Origin of the sequence: Saccharicrinis sp. 156 (assembly GCF_050589685.1) — a bacterium.
In the GTDB taxonomy this organism is placed as follows: domain Bacteria; phylum Bacteroidota; class Bacteroidia; order Bacteroidales; family Marinilabiliaceae; genus Saccharicrinis.
Window position 1 is genome coordinate 12,022 of record NZ_JBNGOS010000031.1, and the last position, 25,331, is coordinate 37,352.

Here is a 25,331-nt window from a genome sequence, read left to right on the forward strand (position 1 = left end):
TGATCACTGTGCTACCGGAAGAGATAAATTATCGACCGATTGTTTTAGTGGTTTGTAGAATTGTTTGAACCTCTTCATGTCTTCTTTTTTAACGGGTTCTACGGGAGGAGCTTTTACTTTTAAAGGATCGATAGGTTTCCCATTCTTAAATACTCTAAAGTCAAGATGTGGGCCGGTGGATAACCCGGTTGAACCTACATAACCGATTAGATCCCCCTGTTTCACTTTGTCGCCTTTACTAATGCCTTTGGTAAACCCGTTTAAATGCATGTAAACAGTAGTATAAACGCTGTTGTGTTTTATTTTTAGATAATTTCCGCCACCTTTGGCCTGGTACCCTTTGGCAATTACCCTACCATCACCGATAGAATACACATGAGTTCCTTTTGGGGCAGCATAATCAATGCCATGGTGGGGGCGTCTTATTTTTAAAACGGGATGGTATCTGCTGTGCGAAAAACGACTGCTGATACGTGCCGAATATTTAAGAGGATTTTTTAAAAAGGCTTTTCTTAAGCTATTTCCCTTTTCGTCAAAGTAATTGTAAGTTGCGCTGTCTTCCTGAAAATTAAATGCATAAAACTTATCCCCTCGATGCATAAATAAGGCGGCTTCAATAGATCGGATTCCAACGGATGTAGAGTCTACATAATCCTCGGTATACATCACTTTAAAATAATCCCCTTTCTCAATGCCAAAAAAGTCAACCGTCCAGGCATAAATGTCAGATAATTCAAGCGCCAAAACCGGACTAGCGTTATTTTCTGTCATGGCATTCCATAAAGACGATGTAATAATTCCGGTTGCGGTTCTTTGCACTTTTCTTACAGGTTTCTGACCTTTGGTAATGGTTATTGAATCGTTTAGATTGTATACAACATAGTTAATCTTGTCTATCTCATACACAAAATACCGTGCTGTATGTAGCGTGTCATGATCAAGAAAAACATAATACGGATTACCGACTTTTATTTTTCGGACATCGAAGGTGTCTTTACTTTTATGGGCCAATAAGTCAATTTGTTTATAGGGGATATCGTACCTAAGAAGGATGGAAGCCAAAAACTCGTTTCTTTTCACTTTATTGTTTTCTATTACAAAGGAGTCAACAGGCAAGCCAAACATTAAATGGGCCGGTTTAGGTGCTTCAACCAGAGCAAGAGAATCAACAGTTGTTTCGCTTTCTACTTTCTTTTTATCGGGAGTGCAGCTGGCCATAAGTACAACTGCAATAAATAGTAATATGGATACGACGGGTTGGTTTCTTAATGTTATACGCATGATAAATTTTGAAATTGTATTGTGTTATGTTGTTTGATTGCGCAAGTTATTACATCAAACGAATAAATCAAGAAGGAAATTGTTGATTTATGGCAAAAAGACTCAAAATAAAAATAGATAATTAAATTTTCTATCCTTTAATTCTGTCAAATCCTTTTCCAAAAACATTGGATACATTGCCCATGGTCACAAAAGCCTCCGAGTCTATGTCTTTTATGATTTTAAATAATATAGAGGAGGTGCGTTTTTTTGAAATCACCATTAGTATTTTTCTGTGTTCACGGGTATAGCCACCCATACTATCAATCATGGTAACGCCTTTGTTGCCAACAGTCATGATTTTATCCATCATTTCCTCATATTTATCCGTAATGATAAATATTTGTACGGTTTGTTTATTGCCTGATATGACCAAATCTATACAGTAACTAAATATGGCCATGGAGATTAAACCATACATTATTTTTTCTATGTCCTGGAAAACAATGTAGCTCGTGGATATTATTACAATATCAAATGTAAGTAAAAGACGGCCCAGGCTGAAGTTTTTATATTTATTGATAATCATCGCAATGATCTCAGTTCCACCGGTACTTCCCCCATTAATAAATAAAAGGGCTGTGCCACTGCCACCCAGGGCAGCTCCTGTTAGCGTTGCCATAAATATGTCGCTAACTATAGGTTCGGTAAAATATTTGGTCAGCACCGAAAGCATTGTGGAGAATAGCACGATACAATAAACCGTTTTAACTCCATATGAAAGCCCCAATTTTTTTAGTGCCAATAAAATTAAAACGATATTAATAGTAAGCGACGTTATACCAATGTCCCAGCCCCATAAAAAATAAAATGTACTTGATAAACCCGTAACACCTCCGCCAATAATATCAGACGGAATAAGAAAACCTGCCCAGCCAAGACTCGAAACGCAAACCGCAAAGGTTAGGAAGATATATGATTTTATTTGGTTAACTATTTTTGTCAATGTCATGAATACTGATTTTTATATCAGGTTAAACAGAGGATAGTTGTTGATGTGCACTAAATTACGCTCTTATCTGATCGAACCCTCTTCCGTATGCGCCGGAAACAGTACCCATGGTTACAAACGCATCCGAATCTATTTCTTTGATTATTCTAAATAAAATAGTTGAAGTTCTTTTCTTGGATATTACCATCAATATTTTCTTTTGATCTCCAGTATACGCACCTACGCCATCCAATATGGTACATCCTTTTTCAGTTCTTGAAATGATGTTTTCTGAGATTTCCTTATATTTTTCACTGATAATAAATAGCTGGACGGTTTGTTTGTTACCTGTAATAACCATATCCACTGCATAGCCAAAAATGGCCATGGTGATAAAGCCGTACATCACAATTTCAATATTATGAAAGACAAAGTATCCGGTAAAAATGATAAATACATCGCACAGCAACAACAATCTGCCCAAGCTGATATTCTTGTATTTATTAATAATCATGGCAATAATGTCCGTTCCGCCTGTGCTCCCCCCATTAATGAAAACTAAACCACCACCGGTTCCGGCAAGAGATGAGCCAATAAGCGTTGCCATAAAGGTGTCTTCGGTAAGCGGAGCCTTAAAATGACGGGTTAAAACCGAAAGCAGTACGCCGAACAAGACAATGCAATATATGCTCTTAATTCCAAATGAAAAGCCGAGAAGCCTTAAGGCCAGAAGCACAAGGATAGTATTGATGGAGATAGAAACCAATCCCACATCCCACCCCCATAAGAAATGGAAAGTACTGGCTAATCCGGTGATTCCCCCTCCGACAATCCCGGCAGGGATAATAAAAGCGGACCATCCCAAAGATGCAATACAAAGAGAAAAAGTCAACATGAAATATGACTTCACTTCCCTGATAACTGTTTGTCGTGACATTGCTGAAAATTTGATAATTATCAGACTTTTGGTCTGTGTTTAAATGCTTAATAAACTTTCGGCAAAGTAAAGTAAAGGTTGTTATAAGAAAATGAAACTATTGTCATGTTTTTCAACAAATTTATTATGATTTTTCTCAGTTATTAGATTTGATTTTCGAAAACCAATCATCTGTCAATAGGCATGGTCATTGGTAATGACACTCTCCGGTATTCAGCTATTTTAGAAGTTGCAGAATTTGTTTGGAACAATTTAAAATGTAATACGTGCCAACTTTGTAAAACGGGAATTTTCTAAGGCATATTGCAGGCGTAAGGCAACCCCATAATACGATGAAAGGCCGGCTGAATGAGCCGACCTTTCATACAAGTTTGATTTAAAATATTAGCCTACTACCACATTGATTATTTTCCTGGGAACAATAATCATTTTTTTCACTGTTTTTCCTTCCAGCCATTTTTGTGCGCTCTCGTGCTTTTTGACGGCATCCTCAATTACATCATTGGCTGCATCTGCCGGCATGTCAAGTTTAAAGCGCATTTTGCCGTTAAACGAAACGGGATAGCTGAAAGTGGACTCCACCAAATGAGCCGGTTCAAATAGCGGCCATTGTGCATCGCATACCGTTTCTGTTTTCCCTAGTTTTTCCCATAACTCTTCACTCATGTGCGGTGCAAAGGGAGCAAGTAAAACGGTCAGTGGTTCTAATATTTCACGTTTATTACACTTTAAGGTACCTAATTCGTTAACGCAAATCATAAAGGCACTTACGCAGGTATTAAACGAGAATTTCTCAATATCGTCGCTAATCTTCTTAATGGTTTTGTGAAGAACCTTGAGCTCATCTTTTGTTGCTTTTTCATCGGAGACTTCCAACTTGTGGTCAGCATTAAAGAATAAGCGCCATGTTTTACGCAAGAACTTGTGAACACCGTCTATACCATTTGTGTCCCATGGCTTGCTTTGTTCCAGCGGCCCCAGGAACATTTCGTACAAGCGCAATGTGTCTGCTCCGTACTCTGCAATAATATCATCCGGGTTAACCACGTTAAACATGGATTTTGACATTTTTTCTACTGCCCAACCACAAATGTATTTTCCATCTTCCAATATAAATTCTGCATCTTTATATTCCGGATTCCAGCTTTTGAATTTCTCAATATCTAACACATCGTTACTAACAATGTTTACATCAACGTGGATAGCAGTTGTTTTGTATTCGCCTTTTTTATTAAGGGAGACAAATTTGTTGGTTCCGTTGATTCTATAAACAAAGTTCGAACGGCCTTGAATCATTCCCTGGTTAATCAATTTTTTATAGGGCTCATCTTTGACAACATGCCCCATGTCGTATAAAAACTTGTTCCAGAAACGAGAGTAAATTAAGTGTCCGGTTGCATGCTCGGTACCCCCAATATATAAATCTACATCTTGCCAATATTCGTTGGCTTCTGTACCAACTAATGCCTTGTCATTTTTAGGATCCATGTATCGCAGGTAATAGGCCGATGATCCTGCAAAGCCGGGCATAGTATTTACTTCCAGCGGATACGTGTTTTTATAAACCCAGTTTTTGGCACGTGCCAATGGTGGTTCGCCTTTTTCTGTAGGCAGGAATTTATCTATTTCGGGTAATTCCAGGGGCAAGTCGGATTCACTGACCATTTGTGGCATGTCATCTTTATAATAAACCGGGAATGGCTCGCCCCAATAGCGTTGACGACTGAAAATAGCATCGCGCAGTCGATAGTTGGTCTGTACATCACCTACTTGTTGTTCCCTGATGTATTCTTTTGTTTTTGCAATGGCTTCAGGTACACTTAGTTCATTTAAGAAACCCGAATTAACCATGGTTCCGGCTTTGGAATCTATAGAATCTTCCCATGTTGCTGGATCGGTAGCTTCTTCTCCTTCAGGAACAACTACCTGTAAAATGGGCAGATTGAAGTGTTTAGCAAAAGCAAAGTCGCGAGAATCGTGCGCGGGGACAGCCATTATTGCACCTGTGCCGTATCCGGCCAATACATAGTCGCCAATCCAAACAGGAATTTCTTCGCCCGATAATGGGTTGATGGCGTAGGAGCCCGAGAATACCCCGGTTACCTTTTTAACTTCAGCCTGGCGTTCGCGTTCGGTTCTTTTTTGGGTTTCTGATATGTAAGCATCCACTTCAGCTCTTTGCTCAGGTGTGGTAAGCTGATCTACTAATTCGCTTTCCGGGGCTAATACCATAAATGTAACTCCAAATACAGTATCAGCCCGTGTGGTAAAGATATCCATTTCTACATCGGAATCTTTTACCTTAAATTTCATTTCGGCACCTTCGCTCTTGCCAATCCAATTACGTTGGATCTCTTTTAATGAGTCTGTCCAGTCCACATGGTTTAATCCATCCAATAACCTTTCGGAATAAGCGGATACGCGTAACAGCCATTGGCGCATCACCTTTTGTTCAACCTGGTGGCCACCTCGTACCGAGATTCCTTCCTTCACTTCGTCGTTGGCCAAAACCGTACCTAAAGCAGGACACCAATTAACCATGGTGTCGGCTAAGTAGGCCAATCGGTAGTTCAACAATATTTCTTGTTGTTCTTTGTCCGTTTTAGATTTCCATTCAGCCGCCGTGAATACCAATTTTTCTGTGCACGCCAAATCCAAACCTTCCGTACCAACAGCATTAAAGGCTTCTATCAATTCTGATATTGGAGCTGCTTTTTTGGCCTGGTTACAGTAATAACTGTTGAACATTTGGATAAACGCCCATTGCGTCCAATGGTAGTAATCCGGATCGCAAGTTTTAATTTCCCGGTCCCAATCGTAGCAAAAACCAATTTTATCCAACTGCTCACGATATCGGTTTAAGTTTTTCTCCGTAGTGATAGCCGGGTGCTGACCGGTTTGTATGGCGTATTGCTCGGCAGGCAAACCATAGGCATCGTAGCCCATAGGGTGCAACACGTTAAAACCATTCAGTCTTTTAAAACGACTGTAAATGTCAGAAGCAATATAACCCAGCGGGTGACCAACGTGTAATCCGGCTCCCGAAGGGTAAGGAAACATGTCCAAAACATAAAATTTAGGACGGTCTTTATCAATTTCCACTTTGTAGGTCTTGTCACTTACCCATTGTTTCTGCCATTTTTCTTCAATGGCTTTAAAATTGTAATCCATTTTATACCTGTATGTATTTAGTACTTTTTCAAATTTTGATAAGCTCAATAAACGAGATTGCGAAATTAAGAAATCTTTTACAAAATAGTAGTTGAGATTGGAATTAAGCTGCAATAATCAATTAAGAGGTAAAGTCTTGTTGGCTAGAAAAAATCTTTTACAAAAAATATCCTTACTGACCTACTAAGTATTATTTCGTCTATCGTATTGATCAGAATAGCAAGAGATTTAACCCGGATTATGCATTAGAACTTCGTCGTGAACATTGAAAGTGCAATCTTACTAGGTTTTCATCGTTATGGTGAGTTGAAGTGAAGCAGCGGAGTGTCTTGTTTTGAAACAATTTCAATGTGTAATAGATTATCTAATGCATATTGGGTTTAAACGAGTAAGCATGCTGTCTGGGTAATTAATCCACCTTCATGCAAAAGCGTTAAAAAATCAGTAATCGAAGCGTTAAGAAAGATTTTTTGCGATAAGTGAGTGTAATATTATGCTTGTTTAGGTATTATCGAACGGAGCAAAAATCAATAAAAGTAAGAGCTGTTTGAACGCAGTGAGCCTGCCTGGCCGGTAGGCAGATTCCTTCCTTGTAGCGAAGAGCACTGATTTTTAGCTTTTTCATGTCTGCGGCGCCGCAAATGGCAGTGCAATTTGTATTTCGTTGGCAGCTAAGGCTATTGTAGCGTAGCTGAAAACATAACCACCGTTGAGATATAAAAAACTGAGGTGAACTAATAATGAAAAGCCCGTCGGCTTGAGACAAACGAGCTTTAGGTTATTAGGAGCGTTTTATTGTCGGACACTAACGAAAAAATATAATGCTTGTTTGCTTACACATAACCGTTACACAAATAATACTGCAATTGAAACAGTAACCTTGTTAAGTGACTGGAATTAAGTAAAGAAAGCAACAGTATTCCGTAAAATGGAAATTTCAGGATTATTTTAATACATCGTGCATCAGAATCAGATAGTCTTTCAACAAACGAGGTAATAAAAATTTACGTTTAATATTATCCCGGGCACTTTTCCCAATCATTTCGCTGAGTTTTTTGTTTTGCATCAGCTCTATGATACAATCCGCAAAGCCTTGGCAATCATTTGGATCAAAGAGAAAACCATTTTCCCCATCGTCTATTTGAACGGGAATACCGCCAACGTTTGATGCCACAACAGGAGTACCTTTCCACATGGCTTCCGTTACACACAAACAAAAACCTTCCCGCAAGGATTTTTGTATGACAACATCAGAGTACCTCTGAACTGCATTTACAAGGTAGTCATTGTTTCCTAATACGAACAATATATCATCTTTAAAAGGTAAGTCTTTAACCGATTGTTTGATTCGGTTAAAGATATCTACACCTTCCGGATCATCGGTAGCCAAGTTATACATGTATAGCAATCTACAGTCAATGCGTTTTTTTACTAATTCAAATATATTCAGTACACCTTCGGGGTCTTTCCATTTATCCATCCTTGAAACCTGTGAAATAATGGGTTTGTCAGTAGGTATGCCGGCATCTTTCAGTATTTTTTTGCAGCGTAGCTCGGATAATTCTATGTTTTTAGGTGCCAGCGGATCAATGGCCGGATGGATTATTCGTTGTTCTACCGGGATATCCTTTTTTTTGTATTTTTCGGCGGAAACAATCATTACATCATAACGAAGAATAAATGGTTTAATAAATTCCCAGTACTCAGGATTCGGATGTGTAATGTCAATATGGCATCGCCAGATCCATGGTTGACTTTTTTTTATATACTTGATTAACGAAAGTGGTTGGGGGTCATGGATAACTATGCAGTCATGGTCAAAATGAGTGTATGTGGCAAAGTTTGAATTCACATTTAAATAATTGCGTTTGTCCTCCTCGTGCAAAATATCCATGGAACCTTGTAAGCCATTATGCATTTTTTTTGTGATATTGTAGAATTCAAGATTACCATGTAAAACGCGCCACCCTGTATCCAATCCAATGTCATTCGATAAGGGGACAAGGTTATTAAGGATTTCTGCCACCCCGCCACCAATAAAAGTAGAATTAACATGTAACAAGTGTTTCTCGTATAGCCTGGAGGCCAATTGATAAATCTCATATACCTCTTTTTCCCCTACAATAGGTAAATAATCTTCCATTTGTTTCATGGCAAAAATGCTTTAAGTAATGTTTTATATACAAAGGAATACAGTTGTGATTCGCTATATATGATCCTGAAGATTTTGGGCTAGCTAAAATTTAACGAATATTAGGGAGGAATGCAAAAAAAATGAAATGGATCAAGGATTGATGGACTTAAATATTTGAATGTAACCTATCGCAACCTTACATCAATAGAATGATAAACCCGCCATATGCATTAGAACACTGTTGCGCAATTCAACTACTGGAAAACATGGCGTTTCACTGAGTTGCTTCAACCGACCCGATCGTTGCTATGCCTCGTGTCGGCAACACCTTCTTTTATATTGTTTTAATTGCTCATTATGTACCTCTAATATATCATCCTGGTAAAAGACAAAATAAAATTGCACTGTCAAATCTAAATGCATGCTATAACTTCAGTATTATCTTGATAATTGAAAACTTTTTATAAATTTGCACGACTTTGTTGGAATACGTATGGTTTTCATATCATATATGATTAACTATATTCGGCCCCTTAGTTCAACGGATAGAATACTGGATTCCGGTTCCAGCGATATGGGTTCGAATCCCGTAGGGGTCACTTCGCAATATGTCAATTGTAATAAAAAGCGTTTAAAATGAGAGTTTTAAGCGCTTTTTTTTGTTTTGTAAAAAGTCATATAAAAGCATCAGAATAGCAGAAAAATGAGACCGATATGTGACCTATTCATATTTTTCAGAAAATAGGTCGCCAGAAATATAACATTAGGGTAAAGTGTTGTATGATAGTAGAATTGTTTGGTTGTTTTGATATTGTTTGTGTTTGCAACGAAAAAGAAAAGTTGTTAATTTAATAGTAGGCTGGGGACAGGTCACCGCTGCATAAAAAGATGCATTAAGAAGTTTTACGCGAAGTTATTGCTAAGGCAGATCAAATAAAGATAAGATGGAACTACGCCAATTTACATCCAACCTTCATTGAATCAAAAAAGAGTTGAACTTTCTGCCAGTATTTTTGTAAATCCGAATAACTGGGATGAGGTAAGACAGATTTTTGATTATCGTTCATAAAAAGCTGATTTATATAATCATCAATTACAATAGGTAATTACTGTTTTATTTCCTCTTAACAAAACTAACTTCCATTCTTTTAATCTTTAGGTTAATTATTGCAGAGTTGAACAAATAGTTCAATTTGGTGCATGTGTTCATACTTGAATTATATGTTCATTAATCTGGTATTCTATTGAAATTAAAGTTTGTATTGCTAATGTACTTTTGGTAGGTATAGTCTTTTGAAATATAATTTCCCAAAAGAAACGATTATGAGATAAACCTTTTCCTTATTGTCGGTCCGGATTCAGCAGGAAGCATGACTTTTTCTGGAGTGTTGGATGCCTGTTTGAATTGGACCCGTATATTAGAAATAGCGGAAATATTAATCATATGAAGCGAAGAGATTTTTTACAGGTATCAACTTTGGCAGGTATTAGTTTAACATTTTCATCAACATCCGTGCTTAGTTCATGTTTGCACAATAAAAATACTGTACATTCTGCCGAATATAAAAAGTTAGTCTTCGAATTACTCATGGATTGGTGTGATGGAATGATAAAAATTCAAGTAGTTAAACCTTCCTACCCAAATGTACATGGGATGTTAGAGTGTCCTTCGTGTAGCAATGTGCACACGCGTTTAATGGACGCTGTTTATCCTTTCTTGTATATGGCCAAGGTTACTGAAGATCATAAATATCTGGATGCAGGCATAGCACTAATGGAGTGGGGTGATAATGTATCAAGGCCTGATGGTGCCTGGGGTTGAAGCGCTGCCTATTATGGCATATTTTGTTAATGAAAAAAAGAGGTGAAAATTAGTATTGAAGTAGTATAATGGACAATAATAAAAGAATTTGCATGGAAAGACATGACTTATTTGTAGCACAAGAACTATGAAAAAATACGTATTAATCATTCAGATATTGATATGTGGGACTTGCTTGTTTGCACAAGTAAAACTTATTGATGCCCGCATTCAAACGAGGGGGTTCGATGAAGACAAAGTGAAAGTTTCCGTTAAATGCGAGGCTCAGGTAATCTTTCCAAGTCAGAAAACAACGGTAATAGCAAGTGCATACTTGTTTAAAGTATCATTAAAATGAAAAGTTTAACTGTAAATAGCATCTTGAAAAAACAAGTATATTGAGCATATCGGATAAAGGATTTGAGTTAGAAGCTCAGCCTGATAAATGATGTATTTGTATTGAGCTTAAAGTAAGTTTTTAAATAGAATAGTATATAAGTAAATCATGGGAATTAAATTAAGTGTTACCTGTGCGTTCTTTTTTAGTATGTTAACCGTGCTATGTGGACAGCAATTGCGATACACTGTAAACGAATCGTGGCATTACATCAAGGACAACAATATTACTGACGTGAATGAATTTTTATTACTTCAGGATAAAGCTGAAATAATTGATCTGCCACATACCTGGAACGATAAAGATGTGGTGGATGAAAATGAAGGTTTTTACCGTGGTGCAGGATGGTATACCAAGGAAATTAGAATACCAACAGCTTATAAGGATAAACAGGTATTCTTGTTTTTCGAGGGTGTTGCTATGGTAGCAGAGGTTTACATAAACAAACAATTGGCAAAGCGCCATGTAGGTGGTTTTACACGTTTTGTTGTACCGGTTTCTAAATATGTTGAGTTTAATGAGGATAAAGAGTTTGCCACGTTTAATGTGGTGGTTAAAGCGGACAATAGCGAAGACCCCAATGTGCCCCCATTGCACGCCGATTTTACCTTTTTTGGTGGAGTATACCGTGATGTAAATCTGGTAGTAACAGAAAAAGTACACTTTAATGTGGAGGATTACGCAGCCAATGGCGTATTCATCACAACCCCTAATGTATCTGCCGAGAGCGGAGATGTTAATCTTAAGGTAAAGATTAAAAACGATGCTACATCAACACAAAAAGTGAAGTTGGTTACAAAAATATACGGGCCTAAAAATGAGTTGGTAAATACCGAATCTAAGTCCCTAAAGCTGATGGTAGGCAAGTCGAATGAATTTGACTTACAAATGAAACCGGTAGCCAATCCGCAATTATGGACTCCGGATGCACCAAATTTATATAAAGTGGTTTGCGAGATTTATGATGTCAAGACCAAAGCAAAGATAGATGAATCCATCAATTCATTAGGGTTCCATTGGTTCTCGTTTGATGCAGAAAAAGGATTTTTCTTAAATGGTAAGCATTTAAAATTAATAGGAACTAACCGTCATCAAGATTTTAAAGATATAGGCAATGCTGTGCCTGACCACATCCATACCGAGGACTTATTACGTATGAAAGCTATGGGAAGTAATTTTCTGCGTATTGCACATTATCCGCAAGATCCTATTATACTGGAGTTGTGTGATCGTTTGGGAATCATTACTTCGGCAGAAACACCGATCATTGATACGGTAACAGAATCGGAAGAATTTGCCCAAAACTGTTTAAGTGCCCAATTGGAGATGATACGTCAGAATTACAATCACCCAAGTTTATTGATCTGGGCATACATGAACGAAGTACTTCTACACCCTCCGTATAAAAATGATAAAGAACGGTATCAGAAATATTGCAGCTATTTAAATAAACTGGCTCAGAGCATAGAGGATCTTACTCGTGCCGAAGATCCATATCGATATACAATGATTCCTAATCATAACAATGTTGATAAATATAAAGATGCCGGTTTAACCGATATTCCGAAGATTATAGGTTTTAATATTTATTTAGGTTGGTATGGTGGAGGGTATGAGTTACTCGAAAATCGTTTAGAAGAGTTTAGGCAAGGTGTTAAACAACCGATAATAATAACAGAATATGGTGCTGGTATTGACCCGCGTCTCCATACCTTAGAACCAATACGCTTTGATTTTACCCATGAGTATGGTACAGAACAACATAAACATTACCTAAATACCATAAAGAGTAAACCATATATTGCAGGGGCAAATGTATGGAATTATGCAGATTTTAATTCAGAAGGCCGTGTTGATGCAGTTCAAAGTATCAACAATAAAGGATTAGTTGGTTTAGACCGTACTCCTAAAGATGCTTTTTATTATTATCAGGCTTCGTTGTTAAAAGATCCATTTATTGCTATCGCTACCAAAAGCTGGAATCAACGAACAAATGTTGAGGATAGAGAAGGGTCCCGAATTTCAACCATGCCTGTTCAAGTATTTTCCAATCAGGATAAAATTGAGCTGACAGTCAATGGTAAAAGTTTAGGAATAAAAAACGTAGAAGATGCAATTGCTGTATTTGATGTGCCTTTTATTAATGGTATAAATAAGTTAAGAGCAATTAATCAGTCATCAGAATATGTTGAGGATTTTTCAGAGGTTCGGATCAATGTTCTTCCACTTTCATTAAAAGAGTTTCCTGCAAGGGGAATATCGATAAATGTTGGAGACAAGCGTTTCTTTTATGATGATAATATTGATCAGGCATGGATGTTTGACAAAGAATATAAAGAAGGAAGCTGGGGACATTTTGGAGGAGTGCCATACGTAAGACCGGGAAATAGGAAACAACAGCCCTATGGTGCAAAACAAGTCATTGCTGGAACTACAAATGATCCTATTTACCAAACCCAGCTAATCGGAATAGAACAATACCGCTTTGATGTGCCTGCCGGGGTTTATGAAATAAAGCTACATTTTGCAGAATTGGAAGGAACAAAAGCTAAGCATTTACCATATGATTTAACCGATGAGAGTGACGATGTTGCTAAATTTACCAATCGTACTTTCTCCGTGGAAATCAATGATAAAACAGTGTTGGATAAGATGGATATATTAGGGCAGTATGGTGAATATAGAGCTGTAAAGTTTAAATCGGAAATCAGTGTTAAAGTAGGAGAACCGATTATTGTTGATTTCAAAAAAGTGGTTGGAGAACCGGTATTAAATGCAATTGAGATTTATAAGAAATTGTAAACAAGATAAAATAAAAATAAAGTGCGAAAGAATGTATTATCAATCTTGCTTTGTATAGCCATTGCGGCATGTCAAGGCAATCACAATAGAAATCAGGAGTCATCTCTTGATTATTCCGGAGTTCAGTTACCTGAAAAACCCAATATACTTTGGCTGGTAACAGAGGATATGAGTGCGTATATTCCTGCGTTTGGCGATTCTACAATTAAAACACCAAACTTAAGTCGTCTGGCTTCAGAGGGGATAAGGTACCCAAATCTTTATTCAGTGGCAGGAGTATGTGCTCCAAGTCGTTGTGCCATTGCCACAGGTATGTATCCTACAAGTATAGGAGGGAGTCATATGCGCGTTAACTCCTATACTGAAGAAACCGGATTACCAGCTTATGAGGCTATTCCTCCTGCCGATGTTAAAATGTTAAGTGAAATGCTTCGTAAGCAAGGTTACTATTGTACGAATAACTACAAAACCGACTATCAGTTTAAACATCCCCTTACAGCCTGGGATGAATGTAGTCCATATGCACACTGGCGCAACAGAAAAGAGGGACAACCTTTTTATGCCGTATTTAACTTTACCGAAACACACGAGTCGGGATTGTTTGAACCATATGGGTATCGTCATATAGAAACCAGACATTATCATTCTGGCGACCGAAGATATGAGTGGGAAGATGGACGTATGAAAGAAGAGCAAACACCTGTTCATTTATCGAAAGAAACAAAATTTGACATTCCACCTTATCTGCCCGACAATGATGTGGTGCGTCGCGATATCTGGAAGGAATATAACAACATCGCCGAAATGGATCGTCAGGTGGGTGCTGTACTTAAGCAATTGGAAGATGACGGACTATTGGAAAACACGATTATCTTTTTTTATGGAGATCATGGTGGACCTTATCCGCGTCAAAAACGTTTGATTTACGATTCGGGTTTAAATACGCCAATGATTATTCGTTTCCCGCAAAAGCAATTGGCAGGAGATGTTGATGATCAATTGATAAGCTTTGTGGATTTTGCACCCACATTACTTTCTTTAGCTGGTGTAAATCCTCCTGAATATTTGCAGGGGCAAGCCTTTATGGGGAGATATCCTTCAGCAAAAAAAAGAAATTATATTTATGGTGCTGCCGACCGATTTGATGCAGAAACTGATGCAATTCGTGCAGTTAGGGATAAGCGATTTAAATACATTCGCAATTATCGTCCGAATCAGGGATATTACTTGCCGGTTAAATATCGCGAAAGAATCCCTACCATGCAGGAATTATTGCGATTGAGAGATGCAGGAGAGCTTGATAGTATCCGGGCCCTTTGGTTCCGAAAGAGCAAACCAATGGAAGAATTGTTTGATTGTGAGGCCGATCCCCACGAAGTAAATGATATTGCAGGTCTTCCTGAGTATAAAGAGAAACTGGTTGAACTGAGATTGGAGATGGACCGTTGGATCCAGGAAATAGGTGATCAACCTAACCTGCCGGAAAAGGAGCTTATTGAACAACTGTGGGACGGAGATGTACAGCCTGTAACAATAGATCCGGTTATAAGCGAAAAGAATGGGAAAATTGAAATAAGTTGTGCCACTACCGGGGCATCCATTGGTTATAAAGTGATTCCAATGAACGCTAAGGCTCCAAATTCCTGGACAATTTACCAATTGCCTATCGCATTGCCCAAAGGTGCAACCTTAAAAGTAAAGGCGCACCGGATTGGCTATAAATCAAGTAAGGAAATGGAATTTAAAGTAATTTAAGTATGAAAACAATAAATTACGCCATTGTGCTTTTGGGTATTTTTATCCTATCGGCATGCGGTACAAAAAGCAAACAGCAAGCAAGTAATGCTGAGCTTCAGAAGCCCAATGTATTGTTTATTGCAGTAGATGATTTAAATACCTGGTTGGGTTGTATGAGTGGGTACTCTAACAGCAAAACTCCAAACATGGACCGTATAGCCTCAAAGGGCGTGTTATTTAACAATGCACATTGTCAGGCTCCTTTATGCGGTCCTTCGCGGGCTTCAATAATGTCGGGTTTACGACCGTCCACCACAGGGATTTATGGAATGATTCCTGACGGTAAGATCAGAAGAGAGGATAAGCCAGAGACAAAGGACATTGTCTTTCTTTCAGAGTATTTTAGAAACAATGGTTATCATACCATGGGTATTGGTAAGTTGTTTCACATCCATGCACCAGATGGCGTATTTGATGAGTCAGGTGGCCGTGTAAAAGGTTTTGGTCCGCTTCCGGAGAAACGTTTTGTTTGGGATGGGAGAGGCAATTCGGATAGAAAAAAATATGGTAGAACAAGTACCGATTGGGGGGCTTTCCCCGAGGTGGATTCATTAATGCCCGATCACGAGTCTGCTAACTGGGCAATAGCAAGAATTTACAGGGAGTATGACAAACCATTCTTTTTAGGAGTTGGATTCTTACGCCCGCATGTGCCATTGTATGTACCACAAAAGTGGTTTGATATGCATCCACTTGAAGGAATACAGGTAGCTCCGTATAAATCTGATGATTTGGACGATGTTCCCCCTGTTGCATTGAAAATAAATGATTTGCCCATGATGCCATCTACCGAATGGGCAAAAGAAACAGGCGAGTGGAAAAAGATTATTCAAGCTTATTTAGCTTGCGTTAGTTTTGTGGATTACGAGGTGGGAAGAGTGTTGGATGCCCTTGAAAAAAGTGGAAAGGCAGATAATACCGTTATTGTACTATGGTCTGACCATGGATATCGATTGGGAGAAAAAGGAACTTTTGCCAAACATGCCTTATGGGAGCCTGCTACAAAAGCTCCCTTGATGTTTGCGGCTCCTAACCTTCCCAAAGGTAAAGTCATTGATACCCCGGCCGAAATGTTATCGATTTACCCTACGCTTATCGAATTATGTGGCCTTCCTGCTTACGACAGAAATGAAGGCAGAAGTTTGGTTTCTGCTATGATGAACAGAGGAGAGGATGATAAAGCCTTTGCAGTTTGTACTTTTGGTATGAATAACCATGGTGTTAAGGCTAACGGATTCAGATATATCCAATACGAAGATGGCGGACAGGAGTTGTACGACCACAAAACAGATCCTAATGAATGGGAGAATTTAGCATCTAACCCGGATTATAAAAATAAGATAGAGGAGATGAAACAGTTTCTTCCAACAAAAAATGTTATTTGGGATTCTCATTCTTCTTATACTTTTCAGCCTTATTTTGTAGATCAAAAGCAAAGAACCAATGGGGCAGATGGTATACCAGTACATGTTATTGGCGCAGCTCATTAAAGAAAAAGAGAAAATGGACAGTCCTTTTACGAAGGATGCCTTATTGTATTTATACAAGTAATAATAAATTTTTAAACATATAATAATTAAACTGTTATGAAAACATTATCCTTATTGTTAATATTAAGCGTATTGAGCGTTAGTTCGTATGGGCAGAAACCTAAACCTGAGGAAATCAAAAATGACATGAGGCGTGTGGCTGATTGGCAAATCGAGCATTTTCGCGATAACTACAGTAATAGAAAAGAGCCACATCACCCATTGGCATGGACCAATGGAGCCTTATATGTAGGTATGGTTAAATGGGCAGACATGGCTGATGATGACACCTATTGGGAGTGGATGAAAAGCATTGCTGAAGATAACGAGTGGAAATTGCACAAGCGTATGTACCATGCAGATGATCATACCGTAGGGCAAATGTATATAGAGTTATATCGTAAGTATGGTGATAAGAAAATGATTGCTCCAACCAAAGAGGCTCTAAGGTATATTTATTTTCATCCGGCAAAAACATCGTTGCATTGGGTAGGAAATAAAAATTATAAACATGACCGTTGGAGTTGGTGTGATGCGTTATTTATGTCTCCTCCAGTTTGGGCAAAGCTATATAAAGAAACAGGAGATAAAATGTACCTGGATTTTATGATGAAAGAGTTCAAGGCAACTACCGATTTCTTATTTGATAAAAAAGAGAATTTGTATTATCGCGATCAAAGTTACATGGGTAAGCTTGATAACGGTACGAAAATTTTCTGGGGACGAGGTAACGGATGGGTTCTTGGAGGACTGGTAAACATTATGGAGGAGCTTGATCCTGCATCAAAAGAGTACAAGTATTTCTTGAAAATATTTAAGAAAATGTCTGCTCGATTAATTGAGATTCAAACAGAAAAAGGTCACTGGGCTATGAGTTTATTGGGCGATAAGTATTATCCAACACCGGAGACCAGTGGATCTGCCTTTTATATATTCGGTTTAGCCTGGGGTATTAATAACGGAATTCTTGATAAAGAGAAGTACGAGCCTGCCGTAATCAAAGGCTGGAAATCATTGGTAAGTCATATCACAGAAGATGGGATGTTAGGATACGTTCAGCCTATTGGTGCTGCACCTGGTAAAGCATGGGCTGATAAAACAGAAGTATATGGAACAGGTGCTTTCTTGAGTGCAGGTTCTGAGGTGTATAAATTAGTAGGAGGGAAATAGTAAAATAAAATTACCATAATAAAAAGGAGCATCTTTAAGGGCATGTTAATTTTTCCTTTTTAAGGTGAAATTATTATTGAGATGGCTCCTTTTTTGTTTTATACTATAAATAGTAAGAAATAAAAACAAATCGTGATGTTTAAAAATCAGTTGTTAACCTTAATTCTGTTGTTTCTCTCCAAACCCTTTTTTGCGCAACCATTAGAATTTAAATTACTAAGCTGCAATTCACAAACTAATCCAATGGCCATTGAGGGGCAACATCCACTTTTGTCATGGATGGTTAAAGCGGAGGGTTTTAATCGCTCACAAACGGCTTATCAGGTATTGGTGGCTTCTGAAATGGAATTGTTGAAAGATGAGAATGCCGATCTCTGGAATTCGGGTAAAGTAATTAGCTCACAATCTACTCATGTAAAATACAGAGGAGACAAATTATTGCCAACACAGAAATATTGGTGGAAAGTAAAAATTTGGGATGAAAAAGGTAATGCATCAGATTGGTCAGCAGCCAATAGTTTTGAAACTGGTTTAATGGAAGATGCTAATTGGGGCAATGCAAAATGGATAAGTTTAAGTAAAGACACCCGTTCCTCAGAATATCGTTTCCGTGATTACAAAACCGGAGGAATGAAAGAACCCATAAAACTAACAAGTCAAGCTGTGGGCTATTTCAGAAATGTAATTGATGCTGAAAAAGAAATTAAAAGTGCACGTGCTTATATATGTGGTTTAGGTTATTATGAGTTGTATATCAATGGAGAAAAAACAGGCGATCATGTATTGGATCCTGCCCCTTCAAATTACGACAAACAAGCGTATTATGTGACTTATGATGTTACCCAACAAATTAAAACGGGTAAAAATTCCATCGGTATCATTCTTGGGAATGGTTTTTATGGGCAAAATATTTCATGGAAAAGAGACCCTGAGTCGGAAAATGACCTTTCGTATGGTGCACCTGCGGCCCGATTGATAATTAAGGTTACTTATGAAGATAACTCCCAAGATGAGTTTTATTCTGACGAGCACTGGAAAAACTCCACAGGCCCCATTGTATTCGACAATGTTTACGGAGGTGATACTTACGATGCCCGTTTTGAAATTAACGGATGGAATACCCTTGATTTTAACGATAGAAAGTGGACGAAGGTAAAAACCATTTCTCCAAAACTAAACAAGGTTAGTGCCAATCAAATGCCGCCAATTCGTAAATTAAAAGAGTTAAAACCTCAAAGAGTATTCAAATCTGTAAAAGGCAATTGGATTGTGGATTTTGGACAAAACATTGCTGGTTGGGTTAAAATTAATGTGAAAGAGAAAAAAGGGCAGGTGATCAACATTACTCCGACCGAAGCTCTAACGCAATCAGGAGAAGATATTTACCCCGGCTCTACAGGTGGGGGAGCCAACGGTATGCCACAGTTGTTTACATACATCTGCAAGGGTAAAGGACTTGAAAGCTGGGAGCCTAAATTTTCGTATCACGGTTTCCGTTATGCCGAAATAACCGGTGTGTCAACCAAGCCCGATGCCCAAATGATAAAAGCCGTTTTAGTGGCTACGGATGTTGAACAGCAAGGAAGTTTTTTGTGTTCGGATCCGTTATTGAATAAAATGGATACCATCAGTAAATGGACTATTGTTGATAATTTGCATGGAATACCGGAAGATTGTCCGCACCGCGAAAAATGTGGTTGGCTAGGCGATGCTCATGCTTTCTGTGAATATGCCTTATATAACTACGAGTTGGGTAATTTCTATAAAAAGTATATGGAAGATATCCGAACGCAAAGAAAAATAGTTGATGGTAATAATAAGTCAGGTGAAAAGTTCCGGGTACCTACGATGATTGCACCAGGAAAACGAACCTCTACCATCGCTAAATTGGATTGGGGTATCGCTGCGATATATTTGCCCTGGTACAACTACGTGTATTACGGCGATTCATCCATAGTAAAGGAGTATTACGAGGATATGAAAGAACTGACAAACTATTATCTAACCTTTAAAAATGAAAAAGGTATTATTGATAATGGTATGGGAGACTGGTGTCCTCCACGTTGGGATAGAAAAAGAAACCCATTGGCTATGGAGTGTCATCCGGTTGTCTCTGCTAATGCTTATTTTTACGATATTCTTGGTATCATGGAAGCTTTTGCTACCATGAACAAGGATGCAGCGTTTGAGGCTAAAATGAAAGAGGAGCAGGAGTCACTTTTTAAAGCCTTTAATGCTGAGTATTTACAATCCATTCCTATGGCTCCACACCTATGGTATGGAAGCCAGACAGCAACCGTGATGGCGTTACAGTTTGGAATGGTTCCCGATGAGAAAGTTGAAACGGTGGTAGATGGACTAGCTTATAATATTGTTGCTGTAAAAGGAGGTCATCATGCCACAGGTATCCATGGTAACCGATATATTTACACGGTTTTAAATAAATATGGTAAGGCCGGGTTGGCGCATAAAATATTAACCACACCTACTTTTCCAAGTCAAACGTATGTGATGAATTACGGATTCACCACCTGGCCCGAACGTCAATTTTTCTGGGAGGATATGGAAGGCTTGAGCAATTCGTTGAACCATCCGATGCATAGTGGGTTTGCTGCTTACTTCTTTGAATCATTAGGAGGAATAAAAACTGATTATAACACTGCAGGTTATAAGGAGTTTACCGTTAATCCTGTCTTTCAAAAGGAAATAACAGAAACCACAGTGAATGTACCAACTCCATATGGAAATATATTTAATAGTTGGCATATGACTCAAGAATCTTTTTCAATGGAATTAGAAGTGCCATTTAATACCAAGGCAAAATTGGTGTTAGCGGCGGAGGAATTGAAGTCATTAAAAGTTAATGATGAGGAATGGTTGAGATATCAACAAGAAAACAAAATTAAATTAGTCAATAACTCTATTGTTATATTGGGTTCAGGCACATACAAAATTAAGTATACAAAATAGACAAAGTTAATATAATTGTTAGCAGAACTATCCATCAGTTCTTTATTGGTTTAGCCGGGTAAAGGAAGAAATTTACCCGGTTTTTATATATTGATTGTTTCAGGGACTTTGATTAGTACATCCAATCATGCTTTCAATATCAAAGTCTAAAATACTATTTAAATAATAGCACAATGGTTATGACTTTCCGAGACAAGTTATTAGCACTACCTACTATTAGTTTAACTTGACCGTGTTTTCTTTTTGAAAGCAGAAGGAGTCTCTCCAACTTGCTTGACAAAATTTTCCCTAAAATGTCTGAGATCATTAAACCCTACTTGATAAGCGACTTCAGAGACAGTAATGTTTTTGTTGGCAAGTAAATTTGCTGCTTCTTTAATTTTTACCGATCGAATAAATTCATTAATCGATTTACCTGTTAACATTTTAATTTTCCGATATAGGGAAGAGCGACTAAAGTTCAAATCTTCTGCAAGTTCAAATACCGAAGAATCAGAATTTAAGTACTTTTTAAGAATCAATTGCTCTATTTTTTGTAGGAACTCATGTTCTAGTTGTTGCGCCTCATTTATTTCAATCTCTACATTTTCTGTTTTGTTTTCATTAAAATAGTTCAAAAGACTAATTCTGTTTTTTAGCAATGCAATCACTCTCGCTTCCAAAATTCTGAAATTAAAAGGTTTGGAAATATAGTCGTCAGCTCCTGTTGTTAACCCAATTAGTTCATCCTCAACAGTGCCTTTGGCAGTTAGTAAAATGATTGGAACGTGACTGGTAGTAGGACTGGTTTTTAGTGTTGTGCATACTTCGGTTCCCTGTATACCAGGCATCATAATATCTGATATTATAATGTCCGGAATAACTTCCTGAGCTATTTCTATTCCTTTTTCACCATTTTCAGCAATCTTCACCTCAAACTTGGATGAAAACTTGGATGCTAGCAAGGAAGAGATATCATGATTGTCTTCAATAATCAGCATGACCTGATTGTCTTCATTCCTAATCGGAGTTATCTCTCTTTCATCAATTAAGACGTCTGATTCAATTTCTTCAGAGGATTCGATAGGTTTAAGTTGACCAGGTTCAAAATGATTGTTTCCCTTTAAGAAAGTTAAAGTAAATTTAGATTCTTCTCCTGCAATTGTACTTACGCTAATCTTACCTCTGTGCAGCTCTACTAATGATTTTGTTAGAGAAAGACCAATTCCAGTACTAGTGGAATTATTTTCTGTTTTAAAATAGCGATCAAAAATATTAGGCAGGGCTTTTCTTGAAATTCCTGCTCCTGAATTTATTACTTCAATATTAATAACGTCGTTTCGATCTTCGGTGTTTACTTTTATTATGCCATGTTTAGGTGTATATTTAAATGCATTGGAAATAAGGTTATTCATAATCATGGATAGTTTATCAGGGTCAACATATAACATTGTACTATTAACCGACATAGATAGCTTTAAATCTATTGATTTGCTTTTGGCCATTTCTTTAAAGTTTGAAATATAAGTCGATAGCCATTCATTAATATTTAAATATTCAACCGAAATTTGTGGTGTGCCAGTTTCAACCCTTCTAAATTCAAGTAATTGATTAACTAATTCAAGCAGCCTGGTAGAATGAAAGCTGGCAGTTTTTATGAGTTCACTTACTTTTTTATTCCTTGTATTTTTTAAGGCTGTTTTTAAGTCCTCTACAGCACATTCAACCATAGTCAGAGGCGTGCGCAACTCATGAGAAATGTTTGTAAAAAACACTAACCTTTCTTGATGAATTCGTTGTTCCTCTTGTCTGATTTTTTGTTCATAATGAAGTTGATTTACGGTTTTTACCTGGTTGGTTCTAAATCGTGACACCAAAAGGGTTATGACTAACAGAGTAAATGCATATAAGATATATGCCCATATGGTTAGCCAGAATGGGGGTATCACTTCAATTTGAATGGATGCAATATCATCACTCCAGATACCATCAGTATTAGAGGCTTTCACTTTTAAAAAGTAGGTTCCGGCTGGAAGTTGTCGGTATGTGGCTGAATTATTTATTCCAGCCATATTCCATTCCTGATCATAACCTTCCAGTTTAAAACTATATTTGCATTTATTGGCAAAAGGATATTGAATCGCTTGGAATTCTATGGTGAAAACCGATTGTTTATGGTTTAAATGAATGATCGGATTGAATTCAATATTCTTATCTATGATGCCATTTCCAGGTAGAACGTGTTCATTAAATATTTTTAAGTTGGTAAAAACAACTTTTGGCTTGTTTTCTGAAGGTTGTATGTGTTGGGGGTTTAGGAAGTTAAGGCCGCTGGAACTGCCGAAATAAAAAATGCCAACCTTGGAATTGATACATGAACTATTCAGGAATTCACCCGGAAGTACTCCATTTTCTTTATTGTAATTAATAAAACTATGATTAGATGGATCAAAACGAGAAATCCCGACATTGGTACTCAACCATAAATATCCCTTTGGGTCTTTCAGGATAGAAAGTACTGTGTTATTGGCTAAACCATCCCGGCTATCGAAATTCTCAAAATTACCGTTTTGTGTGTTCAAACATGACAAGCCACCATATTCGGTGCCAATCCAAATTTTAGCTGAATCTCCTTTCGCTAAGAAATTAATGTTATTAGAGGGTATACTATTATTTAATGATGTATTAACAGTAAAATACTTTTTTGTCTTGGTATTTAAATTGTAATATATAAGTCCATTGGCATGAGTACCAACCCATAAATCTCCCTTAGTGGGTTCGAGTATTGCTCTTACATCAATATAATCGAGTTCCGGGATGTTGATAAACGAATCAGTTTTAGAATCATAATAGCTTAGCCCGTTAAGGTTAGTACCAGCCCATATCTTTCCTGACGGACTTTGGTAAAGTATCCTGATATCTGCTGTATAAGATCCGGGATAAGGAGTGGGGATGTTTTGATAGATTTTTATTCGTCCGTTATCTGGGTTAATTCTATTGATACCACCCCTGTAGGTACCAAACCATAGCTCTCCTTTAGCATCTGTTAAAGCACAAAGTATTGCATTGTCGCTGAGTCCGTTTTTTTTGGATAATCTTTTAAAAATACCCTTTCGAGGATTCCAAATATCAATTCCGCCTCCATCTGTCCCTATCCAAATATTTCCATTATAATCTTCTGTAATTCCCCATACTTTGGGGTGTGAGATACTTTCCGGATGACCTGGATTATACGCTAAAGAATGAATTTTCTTATTGTAATTAGAGACGAGCTGTACTCCTCCGCTAAATGTTCCTAACCAAATATTACCATCACTATCTTTAAAAATTTTGTTAATACATCGGTTTGAAAGACTACCATTTTGATTATTAGGTGTGTATCGGATGCTTTTTGCTTGATCCGCATTAGATTCAATATCTGCAATAGAAACAATACTTAAGCCTTCTTCCCTTGTGCCTATCCATAAGTTGTTATTATCATCAACAAGAAGAGATAATACTTCACTTCTCGGAAGAAATTGGTTATTCCTTAATTGCGATTCAAAATGAACCGTTTCTCCGGTCGAGAGATTAATGTATATAATCCCCTGCTTTGTTCCAACCCAAATGTTATTATTATTATCAGGAAAGATGGTATAAATTAAAGTATGTTTAGTGTCTGCGATCTTTGTAACATTTAGTATTTTAGAATTGTCTTCGGTTAAGCTGATTTGAAATATTCCGTCTTGTTGTTTCCCTACAAAAAGGCAATTGTTCTTGTAGGCAATAGCTTCAAGTCCATCGTTAATAGCTGGGAATTTTTGTTTTTCTTGATGAAGATTCTTTATTACTGAATCATTGTGATTTAAATAAAATAGCCCATTGTTGCGTGATGAAATAAATATATTATTCTCGGGAGTGATTGTAAATTTATAGGTATTGTACATAAACAGGTTTTCGTTTGAAGTAGGTTCCTGTTGGAAATGTTTTAGTAGACCTGTTTTTGAGTCCAGTTTGTCTAGCCCACTTGAATATAAAATCCATGGATTACCGAAATGATCAAGATGCATATCGTTAAATGAGTTGTAAACCAGAGAATTGGGGTTTCGTGGAGTGTTTCTGAATATCCGGAAGTTTTTGCCATCGTACCTAAAAAGTCCGTCATCTGAGCTAAGCCATAAAAAACCAAGTGAATCTTGTTCTATATTATAAATGATACTGTTGGGTAAGTTTTCTTTTGCTGAGATCGTCTCAAAATAAATCGAATCAATATTAACATGATTTATATTTCCTTCGAGGGCCAATAATTTAACCGTCAAAGAAAAAAGCAAGATCATAACGATGTGTGCACTTTTGTTCATACAATATTAATGCTTGTTAATAACTACAATCAAAGTTAGGGGATAAATTGTTA

12 protein-coding genes, 1 tRNA gene and 1 pseudogene are annotated in these 25,331 nt (G+C 37.4%); 8 read left to right on the forward strand and 6 right to left on the reverse strand.

The window, feature by feature from the left end; translation table 11 throughout:
* Positions 1–3: 3 nt before the first annotated feature.
* From ACRD64_RS18045 to ACRD64_RS18065, 5 genes are all read right to left on the reverse strand, one after another.
* The gene (locus ACRD64_RS18045; protein WP_430934861.1) at positions 4–1,281 is read right to left on the reverse strand and encodes a peptidoglycan DD-metalloendopeptidase family protein; all 1,278 of its coding nucleotides are present in this window, start codon (positions 1,279–1,281) and stop codon (positions 4–6) included.
* 130 nt (positions 1,282–1,411) lie between these two features.
* On the reverse strand, positions 1,412–2,272 hold the full coding sequence (locus tag ACRD64_RS18050) for a YitT family protein (RefSeq protein WP_430934862.1): 861 nt from the start codon (positions 2,270–2,272) through the stop codon (positions 1,412–1,414).
* 55 nt (positions 2,273–2,327) lie between these two features.
* Positions 2,328–3,188: a YitT family protein gene (locus ACRD64_RS18055; protein WP_430934863.1), complete on the reverse strand. Its 861-nt coding sequence runs from the start codon at positions 3,186–3,188 to the stop codon at positions 2,328–2,330.
* A 384-nt stretch (positions 3,189–3,572) separates the two neighbouring features.
* Entirely contained in the window at positions 3,573–6,359 is a 2,787-nt protein-coding gene (leuS, locus tag ACRD64_RS18060; RefSeq protein WP_430934864.1) for a leucine--tRNA ligase, read from the reverse strand.
* Positions 6,360–7,302: 943 nt separating this feature from the next.
* Positions 7,303–8,511: a glycosyltransferase gene (locus ACRD64_RS18065; protein ID WP_430934865.1), complete on the reverse strand. Its 1,209-nt coding sequence runs from the start codon at positions 8,509–8,511 to the stop codon at positions 7,303–7,305.
* A 509-nt stretch (positions 8,512–9,020) separates the two neighbouring features.
* Between ACRD64_RS18065 and ACRD64_RS18070 the strand changes: the two genes are divergently transcribed.
* The 8 genes and pseudogenes from ACRD64_RS18070 (at position 9,021) to ACRD64_RS18105 (ending at position 20,959) form a co-directional block, all read left to right on the forward strand.
* Positions 9,021–9,092: transfer RNA gene (locus ACRD64_RS18070), tRNA-Arg, on the forward strand.
* 356 nt (positions 9,093–9,448) lie between these two features.
* Positions 9,449–9,562, forward strand: a pseudogene (locus tag ACRD64_RS18075) (hypothetical protein); the annotation flags it as partial.
* Positions 9,563–9,937: 375 nt separating this feature from the next.
* Positions 9,938–10,315: a hypothetical protein gene (locus tag ACRD64_RS18080; RefSeq protein WP_430934866.1), complete on the forward strand. Its 378-nt coding sequence runs from the start codon at positions 9,938–9,940 to the stop codon at positions 10,313–10,315.
* Positions 10,316–10,799: 484 nt separating this feature from the next.
* The gene (locus ACRD64_RS18085; protein ID WP_430934867.1) at positions 10,800–13,493 is read left to right on the forward strand and encodes a glycoside hydrolase family 2 TIM barrel-domain containing protein; all 2,694 of its coding nucleotides are present in this window, start codon (positions 10,800–10,802) and stop codon (positions 13,491–13,493) included.
* A gap of 21 nt (positions 13,494–13,514) precedes the next feature.
* Positions 13,515–15,248 carry a sulfatase family protein gene (locus ACRD64_RS18090; RefSeq protein ID WP_430934868.1) on the forward strand — a complete coding sequence of 578 codons (1,734 nt, stop codon included), beginning with the start codon at positions 13,515–13,517 and terminating at the stop codon, positions 15,246–15,248.
* Positions 15,249–15,250: 2 nt separating this feature from the next.
* Positions 15,251–16,780 carry a sulfatase gene (locus ACRD64_RS18095; RefSeq protein ID WP_430934869.1) on the forward strand — a complete coding sequence of 510 codons (1,530 nt, stop codon included), beginning with the start codon at positions 15,251–15,253 and terminating at the stop codon, positions 16,778–16,780.
* Positions 16,781–16,876: 96 nt separating this feature from the next.
* A complete protein-coding gene (locus ACRD64_RS18100) occupies positions 16,877–17,989 on the forward strand; it encodes a glycoside hydrolase family 88/105 protein (protein ID WP_430934870.1) in 1,113 nt (370 codons plus the stop codon).
* A gap of 135 nt (positions 17,990–18,124) precedes the next feature.
* Complete coding sequence (locus ACRD64_RS18105) at positions 18,125–20,959, forward strand: family 78 glycoside hydrolase catalytic domain (RefSeq protein WP_430934871.1); 2,835 nt, start codon at positions 18,125–18,127, stop codon at positions 20,957–20,959.
* A 221-nt stretch (positions 20,960–21,180) separates the two neighbouring features.
* Here ACRD64_RS18105 and ACRD64_RS18110 read toward each other — a convergent pair whose 3' ends face one another.
* Entirely contained in the window at positions 21,181–25,278 is a 4,098-nt protein-coding gene (locus ACRD64_RS18110) for a hybrid sensor histidine kinase/response regulator transcription factor (RefSeq protein WP_430934872.1), read from the reverse strand.
* Positions 25,279–25,331 lie beyond the last annotated feature (53 nt).

Bases quoted from the DNA above. Each gene is read 5' to 3' on its own strand.
- ACRD64_RS18045 (WP_430934861.1), bottom strand. From the start codon at position 1,281: ATGCGTATAACATTAAGAAACCAACCCGTCGTATCCATATTACTATTT.
- ACRD64_RS18050 (WP_430934862.1), bottom strand. From the start codon at position 2,272: ATGACATTGACAAAAATAGTTAACCAAATAAAATCATATATCTTCCTA.
- ACRD64_RS18055 (WP_430934863.1), bottom strand. From the start codon at position 3,188: ATGTCACGACAAACAGTTATCAGGGAAGTGAAGTCATATTTCATGTTG.
- leuS (WP_430934864.1), bottom strand. From the start codon at position 6,359: ATGGATTACAATTTTAAAGCCATTGAAGAAAAATGGCAGAAACAATGG.
- ACRD64_RS18065 (WP_430934865.1), bottom strand. From the start codon at position 8,511: ATGAAACAAATGGAAGATTATTTACCTATTGTAGGGGAAAAAGAGGTA.
- ACRD64_RS18080 (WP_430934866.1), top strand. From the start codon at position 9,938: ATGAAGCGAAGAGATTTTTTACAGGTATCAACTTTGGCAGGTATTAGT.
- ACRD64_RS18085 (WP_430934867.1), top strand. From the start codon at position 10,800: ATGGGAATTAAATTAAGTGTTACCTGTGCGTTCTTTTTTAGTATGTTA.
- ACRD64_RS18095 (WP_430934869.1), top strand. From the start codon at position 15,251: ATGAAAACAATAAATTACGCCATTGTGCTTTTGGGTATTTTTATCCTA.
- ACRD64_RS18100 (WP_430934870.1), top strand. From the start codon at position 16,877: ATGAAAACATTATCCTTATTGTTAATATTAAGCGTATTGAGCGTTAGT.
- ACRD64_RS18105 (WP_430934871.1), top strand. From the start codon at position 18,125: ATGTTTAAAAATCAGTTGTTAACCTTAATTCTGTTGTTTCTCTCCAAA.
- ACRD64_RS18110 (WP_430934872.1), bottom strand. From the start codon at position 25,278: ATGAACAAAAGTGCACACATCGTTATGATCTTGCTTTTTTCTTTGACG.